The organism is Faecalibacterium sp. (assembly GCF_052358865.1).
In the GTDB taxonomy this organism is placed as follows: Bacteria; Bacillota; Clostridia; order Oscillospirales; family Ruminococcaceae; genus Faecalibacterium; species Faecalibacterium butyricigenerans.
On sequence record NZ_DAWCVJ010000082.1, the window covers coordinates 1 to 10,105 of the forward strand.

The 10,105-nt window shown below is 48.4% G+C and carries 10 protein-coding genes and 1 pseudogene; 8 read left to right on the forward strand and 3 right to left on the reverse strand.

What is annotated here, in order from left to right:
• The first annotated feature begins 54 nt into the window (after positions 1-54).
• The 8 genes and pseudogenes from ACT8X9_RS11195 (at position 55) to ACT8X9_RS11230 (ending at position 5,407) form a co-directional block, all read left to right on the forward strand.
• The gene (locus ACT8X9_RS11195) at positions 55-987 is read left to right on the forward strand and encodes a YqaJ viral recombinase family nuclease (RefSeq protein WP_444269041.1); all 933 of its coding nucleotides are present in this window, start codon (positions 55-57) and stop codon (positions 985-987) included.
• A 121-nt stretch (positions 988-1,108) separates the two neighbouring features.
• Positions 1,109-2,308, forward strand: a complete 1,200-nt coding sequence (locus ACT8X9_RS11200) for an ATP-binding protein (RefSeq protein WP_444269042.1) — start codon at positions 1,109-1,111, stop codon at positions 2,306-2,308.
• Between the two features lie 72 nt (positions 2,309-2,380).
• On the forward strand, positions 2,381-3,091 hold the full coding sequence (locus tag ACT8X9_RS11205) for a Sak single strand annealing protein (protein ID WP_444269043.1): 711 nt from the start codon (positions 2,381-2,383) through the stop codon (positions 3,089-3,091).
• Positions 3,092-3,156: 65 nt separating this feature from the next.
• Positions 3,157-4,026, forward strand: a complete 870-nt coding sequence (locus tag ACT8X9_RS11210) for an Rpn family recombination-promoting nuclease/putative transposase (protein WP_444269044.1) — start codon at positions 3,157-3,159, stop codon at positions 4,024-4,026.
• Between the two features lie 97 nt (positions 4,027-4,123).
• Positions 4,124-4,462 carry a DUF3846 domain-containing protein gene (locus ACT8X9_RS11215; RefSeq protein ID WP_444269045.1) on the forward strand — a complete coding sequence of 113 codons (339 nt, stop codon included), beginning with the start codon at positions 4,124-4,126 and terminating at the stop codon, positions 4,460-4,462.
• Positions 4,463-4,475: 13 nt separating this feature from the next.
• Positions 4,476-4,838 carry an LPD28 domain-containing protein gene (locus tag ACT8X9_RS11220; protein WP_444269046.1) on the forward strand — a complete coding sequence of 121 codons (363 nt, stop codon included), beginning with the start codon at positions 4,476-4,478 and terminating at the stop codon, positions 4,836-4,838.
• A gap of 76 nt (positions 4,839-4,914) precedes the next feature.
• A pseudogene (locus tag ACT8X9_RS11225) lies at positions 4,915-5,184 on the forward strand (recombinase family protein); the annotation flags it as partial.
• The gene (locus ACT8X9_RS11230; protein WP_444269047.1) at positions 5,177-5,407 is read left to right on the forward strand and encodes a hypothetical protein; all 231 of its coding nucleotides are present in this window, start codon (positions 5,177-5,179) and stop codon (positions 5,405-5,407) included. The pseudogene ACT8X9_RS11225 and the gene ACT8X9_RS11230, both read left to right, overlap by 8 nt.
• A gap of 228 nt (positions 5,408-5,635) precedes the next feature.
• Here the strand turns inward: ACT8X9_RS11230 and ACT8X9_RS11235 are convergent, their stop codons facing one another.
• The 3 genes from ACT8X9_RS11235 to ACT8X9_RS11245 all read right to left on the reverse strand — a co-directional run.
• Positions 5,636-6,295, reverse strand: a complete 660-nt coding sequence (locus ACT8X9_RS11235; protein WP_444269048.1) for a helix-turn-helix domain-containing protein — start codon at positions 6,293-6,295, stop codon at positions 5,636-5,638.
• Positions 6,276-6,953 (reverse strand): DUF3990 domain-containing protein, encoded by a 678-nt coding sequence (locus ACT8X9_RS11240; protein WP_174235873.1) that lies wholly within the window; start codon positions 6,951-6,953, stop codon positions 6,276-6,278. The genes ACT8X9_RS11235 and ACT8X9_RS11240 overlap by 20 nt, the downstream gene beginning before the upstream one ends.
• A 104-nt stretch (positions 6,954-7,057) precedes the next feature.
• A partial coding sequence (locus ACT8X9_RS11245; RefSeq protein WP_444269049.1) for a hypothetical protein occupies positions 7,058-10,105 on the reverse strand: 3,048 nt, incomplete at its 5' end.

The window sequence follows — 10,105 nt, forward strand, 5'->3', positions numbered from 1 at the left end:
GGAATATGACTTCATTCTTGCCGAATCTATTATGAAAGAAAGGATGCAAAGCGCATGAAAAGATTGATTTCAACTTTGAACCTGTCCAAAGAGGATTGGCTCCGCTACCGCAAGTGCGGTATTACCGGCACCGATGCAGGTGCCATTCTGGGTGTAAATCCCTATCGTTCTGCTTTTCAGGTTTACTGCGACAAAAACAGCGAAACTATTGAGAACATCGATAATGAGGCTATGCGGCAGGGCCGTGACTTGGAGGATTATGTAGCGCAGCGCTTCACCGAGGCCACCGGTCTGAAAGTACGCCGGGCAAATGCCATCTACCAGAGCGAGGAACATCCGCTGCTTCTGGCAGACTTTGACCGCCTGATCGTTGGGCAGAAGGCCGGACTGGAGTGCAAGACGGTCTCGCCTTTCTCTGCGGACAAGTGGGCGGATGGCAAAATCCCTGCACATTACATGGCTCAGGTCAATCACTATCTGGCTGTCAGCGTTTTTGACTGCTGGTACATTGCTGCTCTGATTTTCGGGAAGGAGCTGGTGATTCACAAAATCACAACCGACAAAGAAGTTCTGAACAACCTCATTGCCAAGGAAGAGCACTTCTGGAAATACAACGTAATGCCCGAAATTCCGCCTGTACCTACCGGAAGCGAGGGGGATACACAGCAGATCAATCAGCTATACTCTGCAGATGATCGAAACAAAACTGCCGATCTGAATCCCATCCGTAATCTGTTGGACAAGCGACAGGAGCTTTCCGACCAAATCGAGCAGATGGAACAGGAGAAAACGGCTATCGAGCAGCAGGTCAAGCTGCAAATGCAGGATGCCGCCTATGGCACAGCACCGGGCTACAAGGTATCATGGGTATCCTCCGAAAGTAAGCGTGTGGATTCCCAACGTCTGCGGAAAGAGCAGCCGGACATTTTCAACCAGTACAGCAAAAATGTAAGCAGCCGCAGATTCACCATCGTTCATGCGGCATAATTTTTGTGCGCCTATAGACACACAAAATTCGTGATTCAGCTATTTTTATTTAATAGAAAAGCACAATACTGTTTACACAACAATAATTGTATGCTAAGATAAGAATATGAGGTGATGCACGATGGTTCTGCGCAAAAGTTATTTGGATAAGATCATTCCTTTTATCGATCAGGATCTGATCAAAGTTCTGGTTGGAATCCGGCGCTGTGGAAAAACAGTCCTTCTCGGTCAGATCAAGGACGTGCTCCTCCAGCGCAATATTCCCGCACAGAACATTATTCAGGCCAATTTTGAGTCCATGCGCTTCCGCAACACCCGTACTGCAGAAACACTTTACGACTACATCGCAGAAAAAGCGGAAGGCTGTACCGGCAAAATCTATATTCTTCTGGATGAGATTCAGGAGGTGGAGCGCTGGCAGATTGCAATCAATTCTCTTCGTGTCGATTTCGATTGTGATATTTACCTGACCTGCTCCAATTCCAAGCTGCTTTCCGGCGAATTGGCAACCTATCTTTCCGGACGATACATCCAGATTCAGGTTTTCCCCTTTTCGCTGGCCGAAGCAAAACAGCAATGCATTGAAAACGGAACCTATACTTCGGATGAAAAGCTCTTCGCAGACTATTTGAAGTACGGCGGTTTTCCGCAGCGTTTCTTCCTCCCTGACGATCATTCAATCACCACCTATCTGGACGATCTTTACGAGGCTATCATTGTCCGTGACATCATGCTACGCCACAATATTCGCGAACAGACCGCATTACGTAATGTCCTTGCATTCCTGCTGAACAATATCGGCAATCCGTTTTCTGCCCGTAATATCAGTGGACGCATGGTTTCGGAAGGAATCAAGACAACCACTGCTACCGTACTGAACTACGTTGATTATTTCAAGGAAGCCTTTATCCTTCTGAATGCAAGCCGCTATGATATCAAAGGAAAAGCGCTCCTGTCCAGCACAGAAAAGTACTATGCGGTCGATCTTGGCCTGCGGAACGTTATCAAGAAAAGCGAAAAACTTGACAGCAACAAGCTGTATGAGAACATCGTATATCTGGAAATGCGGAGCCGTGGCTATGAAGTTCAGGTCGGCAAGCTGGACGACACCGAAATTGATTTTATCTGCTACCGTGGAGATGAAAAGCTCTATATTCAGGTTGCTTACCTGATCACTCCCGCCGATGAAGAACGGGAGTTCGGTAATCTTGAGCGGCTGCACGACAACTATCCTAAGTATGTTATCAGTGGTGACTTGGTGAATTTAAGCCGAAACGGAATCATTCATCGAAACATCATTGATTTTCTGCTCAATCCGTAATTTTCACATCATGGGGCACAACAGTTGACGCTGTTGTGCCCTTTTTTCTTTATCAGAATTGGAGGCATTCATATGGAAAATCCATTCGTAAAATTATTTGCTATCGACTTCAAAGATCATCTGGAAGTCAAAAAGTCCGGCAGCACGGAACTGAAATATGTAAGCTGGGCGTATGCTTGGGCAGAGGTGAAGAAGCTGTATCCCGCTGCCAGCTACGAGGTCAAGAAATTCAACGGCCTGCCCTATGTTTATGACCCCATAACCGGCTTCATGGTGTATACCTCGGTCACGATTGAGGGCGTTTCGCATGAAATGTGGCTGCCTGTACTGGATGGCGCAAACAAAGCCATGAAAGCTGTGCCTTACACCTATACCACCCCGAAATGGGACTACAATCCGCAGACCCGCCACCGTGAAAAGATCGGCATGGAAGAGCGCACCGTAGAAGCAGCATCCATGTTCGATGTGAATAAGGCTATCATGCGGTGCTTGGTAAAGAACCTCGCTATGTTTGGCCTTGGCCTGTACGTTTATGCCGGAGAGGATTTGCCGGAAGATGCTGCACCGCAGCCAGAGGCAGAACCGCAAAAGCTGCCGAGACCGAAATCTGCTACCCCGAAGCAGGAACAGCCGCCCGTGCCCTGCATCTGCGCCCGCTGCAACCAGCCCATCAAGAGGGTCAAGCTGAAGGACGGTTCTATCATGCAGGCGGCAGAGTTTGCAGCCACCCATGAGGGGATGTGCGCAGACTGCTATAAGGCAACCAGATTGAACGTAGCATAAGGCGAATGCTTGTAAATTTCACATCTGTATGCTACTATAATAACAAGAGAAAAGAAGGTGATGGCATGGCGCAAAAGGATACATCTGAAAAAATTCTGGAATCCTATAACGATGTCTTTTCGGACATTGTGAACGTGCTTCTGTTCAACGGCAAGCAAGTTCTGTCTGCGGATGAACTGGAAGATCAGGCTCCACGCTCCTACTACAAAGTAGATGGCAAGATTCGTGAGATCGAGCGGGATGTTGCCAAACGCTGGAAGAACGGAAATATCCGTGTGGCCTGTATCGGTTTTGAAAACCAGACCGCTTCTGATCCCAATATGCCGCTCCGTGTCATGGGTTACGATGGCGCAGAGTATCGGGCACAGTTACTTGGTGATAGTGAAAATCTCTATTCGGTCGTGACGCTGGTGCTCTACTTCGGCCATGATAAACCGTGGAATGGGCCGCTTTCCCTGAAAGAGCGACTGAATATTCCCAAAGAGTTTGAGCCGTTTGTCAACGACTATGAGATCAACTTGTTCCAGATCGCCTATCTGACCCACGAACAGGTAGAGCTTTTCCAGAGCGATTTTAAGGTCGTGGCAGACTATTTCGTGCAGAAACGGGAAAACGGCGACTATATTCCGAGTTCGCAGGATCTGACCCATGTGCAAGAAACGCTTCAACTGCTGAGTATTATGACGAATGATAATCGGTTTGAGGAAGCGTACAATACAAATACCGATGGCCAGAAAGGGGGCCCACACAATATGTGCGATGTGCTTGATAAAGTGGAAAACAAAGGAAAAGCTGAAGGTAAAATCGAAGGCAAGAATCAAATGGCACTTCTTGTTAAGAAGCTTCTCGATCAGAGCCGCATTGAAGATGTTAAGCGGGCTTCTGAAGACGAAGCATACCGTGACAAGCTTATGAAAGAGCTTGGCATCAGCTAAACTGTATATGACTTAGGGGGAGTATCTTCGGATGCTCTCCCTTTACTTTTGCAGGACAGTCCGCGTGGATTGTCCTGTTTTTATTTGGAGGCACACAGTGAAAGACAAAAAAATCAAAGTCCTTGCGCTCCTGCCAATGGAGCTACCAAAGGAGATCGAGCTGGACAACACCCTTGAAGCCATGCAGAAATTTGTAGGCGGGCTGATTGAATGCATCACCTTAAGTGACACCGGTTCAGAGGTCACACTGGTCTGCAATGATGAGGGCAAGCTGCTTGGCTTACCGCTCAATCGTCCGCTGTGGGATGGAGCCGATGTTCTTGCTGGGCCGGGATTTCTGGCCGGATATGACAACGAAGGGAATCTGACTTCTCTGCCGCAGAGTACAATGGATTTCTACAAAGAGAAATTCAGAGCTTTTATCATTGAAATTTAAGAAGGAACGTTTTATGACCTTTAATGCAATGACCGAACACTACGAAGAAATCACGGTTTGCGGAAAGCCTGCACTGTTCACCAGCATCCGCATCAGGAGAGATACTGTCCCGGACGGCTTGTACGCTTACGATGTCCGGCACGATGATGAGTGCCGGGGCATCCCTTGTGAGATCGCGCCCTTTGTGATGGTCAACCACTGGGGCACCATTATCCTTGCGGAACCGCTGGAACTGCCGGATGATGGGCGGCGATATATTGACGAGGATACCGACTGGAACTACGCTCCTTTGGATGGCGAGGACACCGCCGACCATGAGCCGTGTACTACCATTTCCGCTTTTATGGCTGTCTACGGCCACCAAAAACTGTCTTAAAGATGCCGTATGGACAGTTTTGTATCAAAATCAGCGGTTTTCAGGCTATTTCGAGCTGCAAAATACAGTCTTAAAAATGTCGCTCGTTATCTTTGAGCCAGAAAGGATACGCATGAACATCTATGGCTATTGCCGAATCTCTACGGCAAAGCAGAGCATTGACCGTCAGATCCGCAACATCAAGGCCGAGTATCCGACTGCCCATATCGTACAGGAAGCCTACACCGGTACATCTATCTTTCGCCCGGAGTGGCTGAAGCTTTACCGGGTTCTGAAAGCAGGAGATACGGTGGTGTTCGATTCAGTGTCCCGGATGTCCAGAAATGCAGAAGAGGGCTTTGCTCTGTAATACGGATATGCTTGATTTGAATCTGCCAAAGCATAGCTATATTTTCTTAAGAAAGCAGTTGGAGAATAATGATTATAAAGTTTCTGCCATCTCCGCATCTGATGTCTTGAAGCGCAACACAGATTCCTTACGCAATGCAGTAGAAAACGATGTGTTCTCTTCTCTGCCTCAGGATTCCCTATTTGATGAACTGGAAATGGGGTGGGCTAATGAACAGTAAGTGCATCTGCTCTCTCCATCCCTTTCCTTCACGACTGCATTGTTCCCAAGAATGAACCCGAAAAATGTACGATTATGACATCAATGGGAAAAGCATCAATAGAAAATCCGCCGTGATCATAACAACTTCAAAGAGAAAAGCTGCCGATCCGTGAGAATTTTTCTCTCATGGATGGCAGCTTTCTTTTTTTTGTTTGCACAATCTGTGTCAGGTCTCATCGCTTCATTCTTATTTAAAATTCAGCGGTGGAACTTTCTCCATCAGATCCTCCACGTTGCAATTCAGCGCACGCGCAAGGCGAAGCAGCGTTTCTGCTTGTGCTTTGTTGATGTCCTTCTGTCGCTGTTCGTACTGCTGGATGGTACGCACAGGCACATCAGCCTGTCCTGCCAGTTCCGATTGGCTCAATCCGGCCAATGTGCGCATGGCTTTCAGGTTTGTTTCCGGCTTTGCCTCACGGTACAACTCGTTCATCTTGTCTGCAAACTGCCGTACATCCATCTCGTGGTAGGGCGTATACAGCAGCCGCACTTTCGTGATAGACACTGCCTGTTCAATCTCCGCAAAGCGCAAACTGGTCAGCCACTGGTAATAGGCAAGAGCCCAACCTGTCCAGTATTCCGGGCTGCGGTCGTAGGCATACGAGGGTTTCTGCATAGGCACGACTTCGCCCGCCTGCTCCAGTACAGCGCGGGCAAGTTCTACACCGGACAAGCCCACCAACACAGAACAATCCCCCTGCTCGAACCGGGCAGACAGTTCACTGCTCACAAACCACTGCCATGCCGTCTCCAACGGATAATGCAGATCGTTGGCAAGATAATCCAACATCCGGGCAAGATTTTTCTGTGCAGCAGAAAGATAGCTTTTATCGTAAGCGTGGATCATTGGGCTTCATCTCCTCGTCGAGAATCGTGGTAATATAAAGGTCTCCCCTCTGACGGCGGTTGCGCTCCACGTCAAAATATTGGCGGCGGGCTGTCTGGTCACGGAAGGCCTTTTTCTTATACCATTCTTTAGAGTCTGCGGTCTCATAGCCGAGAAATTCCAGCTGTTCAAAGGCCGCTTTGCTTTTCAGCACGAACTGCTGCCCCAGCTTGCCCAAGCGCATGGCATTGCACAACTGGCGGTAAGAGATTGCACCGTTGATAAAATCGGATGCAAAGGAAAAATAGCTGTCATCTGCCCTGTAGCCAATGATGATATCTGCAGACTTATAGTCGAGGTGAAAAGTGTTCATCAGGTATTCTTTGGCTTCTGCGGCCAGCGGGGCAGAAGTATCGAATTCGCGGTTCTCCAAAAGAATCGTCAGCCAATGCAGCATCGTGTAACCGGGAGCGTTCAAATCCAGAATGGTCAAACCGTCGCATTCGATTTTATACCGGTTAGCGTAGCCATTGTGGTCGATGCCAACGCCCCACTCTTTGGCCATGTTGGGGTTCTGAGTGCAGTAAAAGCCGATGCCATAGTCATTGTAGGGCTTGCCATAGCCGAACTTTGGCTTTTCAATAATATGATCCGAACCGTGATAAATTGTTTTTTCCACAGAACCGCCTCCTCGCTCCAATTATACTCCCGCAGGAGTATGCTTGCAAGAGCTTTATATGAGAATTACGCTATGCACAACACAAGATGTTTTCTGTTTTTATATTATCGATTGGTTTCCCGCAAAAAATCTTCCATCTGGATGACATTGCTGCGGAAAGTTTCATCAAAAACGTCCAGAGCTTTTTCTCTTTGCTGCACAGTAGCCGCTGTTTCCAGCAGCAAAAACGGAAGCTTGCAGAAATCATCGACGGCAAGGCCATATCCCTTAGTTGCATCCTCACAGGCCCGGGCGCAAAAAATGTACAGATTTTCCCACCAAGCAGAGCTGTTTTCTTTTCTGGACTCCAGAAAAAAGCGGATCAAAGCGTACTCAGCCCGGTTTGCACACCGTTCCACAAAAACCTGTAAAATGTCCGGATCGTGAGGCCCAGGCTCCCGGCAATACTGCCATACGATATGCTGCGGGATCTCCTGGCAATTTTGCAGTATATAAAGCAGCAGCTGCTTGGCAGCGGTGTTCTTAGGCTCCTGGTTTAGGTCGTCGAAACACTGATCCAAAATTCCATAGGCCTGTTCTGGCATATGCTGCCTTTGGAAAAGGTAGGCATGGACATCGGGATCTCCTTTGATGCACATCTCAGCCAGAATACGGGCAGCATTACGAACAAGATCCTGCTCCGTTTCGCTCTGCTCAAATGCCCAGATCAGACAGGCACGGCACTCTTCCGGATGGACTGGGTAAAGCTGCATGATAAACCATCCGGATGTATAGTGTAAAATGCAGCGCGGATCTTGCTGCAAAACTTTCCAATAGCCTTCACAGGCAAAAGGCTTGTCTACTCTACTGACTGCTGCAAGTGCATCTATCACGGCATAGCGAACCGAAGGATGCGGATCCTGAAGACCATGCTCGAGGACGGTCTTCCAATCCGCTACTTTTTCCGGGCACTTCCATAAAGTTTCTGCGATCGTTCGGAACGCATACCCCCGGATGCTGTTCAGTACGTTGTCCCGGAGACACTGGCAGGATTTGTTCTGTGGGTCGTTACACGATGTTATATTGTATGTGTTTTCCTGCGGATTTTTATGCTCAACTGCCAGAAAGCGCAGACGCTGATAGCTCTCAGCAGACCAAGGGGCTTCCGGGTGGTTGATCAGTAAACCGCAAAATCCTGAAGCCAGCTCATAATCCATCTCCGCTGTCATGCAGCGTGTGAATTTTTCAGCGACGGCTTCAACAGTTTCAAACCCGACCGCATCAAATACTTCTTTTTTTGCGAATACATTCAGGATTACCGCCGAATAATGCGCATCAATCTGCTCTGGTAGTTTTTCTGCAATACCAGCCAGCCGCAAAGGCTCTGTGACGAAAAAGTTTTCCAGTGTCCGGGCAAACTCTCTGGGAGAGGATTCCAGTCCCGGCCGATGGAAGTGCTGCTGAATGGTATCACGAGGTGATAGATGCAACATGTCCGAAGTGAGCAATCGGATCCATGCCGCATCGCTCAGCTTTTCTGCATGATCTGCAATGGACGAACGAACGGTATAGCTCTCTATGAGCCCTCCTTTTTTATACCATACATCTCCAAAGTCCTGCTCTTTCCGGCGCTGCAGCACAGCTTGCAGTGCTTTGCTTTTGCTTCTGGCTGGATCCATCGCGGGCAAAAGCGTCTCCTGCAGGCCGCCCCAGTAGGGCCAATATCCTTTTTGTTTAAACCGCTCTCGCGCGATTTCCAGCATATTGGGAGAGCGATTGGAAACAATGCGCTGCTCCATTTGGTCAAATTGATCATCGGACCAGAAGGGAGAGAACTTTTTCAGAACCTCTGCCGCATAGGTCGTCATCCGCTCTTCCGGGCTCGTTATGTCTAGAAAGTGTTCCGGGAACTTCTCCATCAGCCATTGATAGGCCAGCATGGCGTCTTGCTCCGGTAAAAGTAGGAGCGTTTTTAAAATCCATTCATGTTCCAACCAAGATTCTGTATGCAGATGATTTGCTATAAATTTTTCTACATACGGAAGATCCTGCTGCACCAGCTGCTGCAGCGAATCCTGTATCAGCTTTACATAGCAGCGTACACCATTGTAATATCTGTCATACGCTCGCCATCGCATCCGAGCATCCTCCCCTTTGGATACCTCAATTACCAACGGACACAGCGTTTCCAATACACCCTTGGGGCATTTCTGGGAAAGTTCCATGAATTTTGGTGCGATATATTCCTGATGTGACGATACCTGTCTAAAGGCAAGGGCCAGATATTCCACCGCCTTATCAGGGCATGTTTCCACCCATGATTCGTACTCACTGGTATTCAGCCCCAGGGTTGGCTGTGTTTTCAGGATCTGCAGACATAGTTCAACCGTTTGGCGTTCCAGATTTTTGTGCATCCAGAACAGCCTTAAGATATTCTGGTCGTTTTCTGGTGTTTTTCCAATACAGGGCAGCACGGCCTCTCTTACAAAAGTCTGGTCGCTCGTCACAAGCGGGCTCAGCAGCCACAACGCCGTGGGGTCGGCCCAAGATGCGGCAAACCCGGCCGTTACATACTGCCGAATAAATGCACTGTGCCCCCAGAAAACACGGTGCAGGATTGTTTCTCTCCAGACATCTTCATTCCAGTGCGCCTGAATGAACGCCATGATTTTTTCTCCGGGAGCCTCTATCTGCCCGAGCGCTTCCCAAACGGTACACTTGTAATAATAACGGATGTTTTTGCTGCTCAGAAAACTTTCGGCTCTGTCTAAAAACAATGTTGTGCTAGCGCGCAGCAACACTTGCCAGAGCATCTGCAGCCGCACCCGATATTCCGGCCCCTGGGCATTGTAAGAAGGCAGAAGTTCTTCCACCTTTTTCCTGTGCAGAATATCTTGCAGCCAGCACTCTACATTCAGGTAATCGGCCATGCTTTGATGAACAAATGCCAAACAGCCTTCATTTCTGTATAATACGTTTTCTGAAATCAGGAATTCCTGCACCTGCTGGTTGCCCGGGAGTGCCATTTCCGGGACACAAGGAGTTTCCTGCATCAAGCTCAGTAAAGCGTTTAGAAATGACTCGATGGCATCTGCGTGGATGTTTTTTTGTTCCCCATGCTGAATGATCTGCGTTTTCCATTCTTTCATCAGGTCAACCGGAGTAGCAAACTC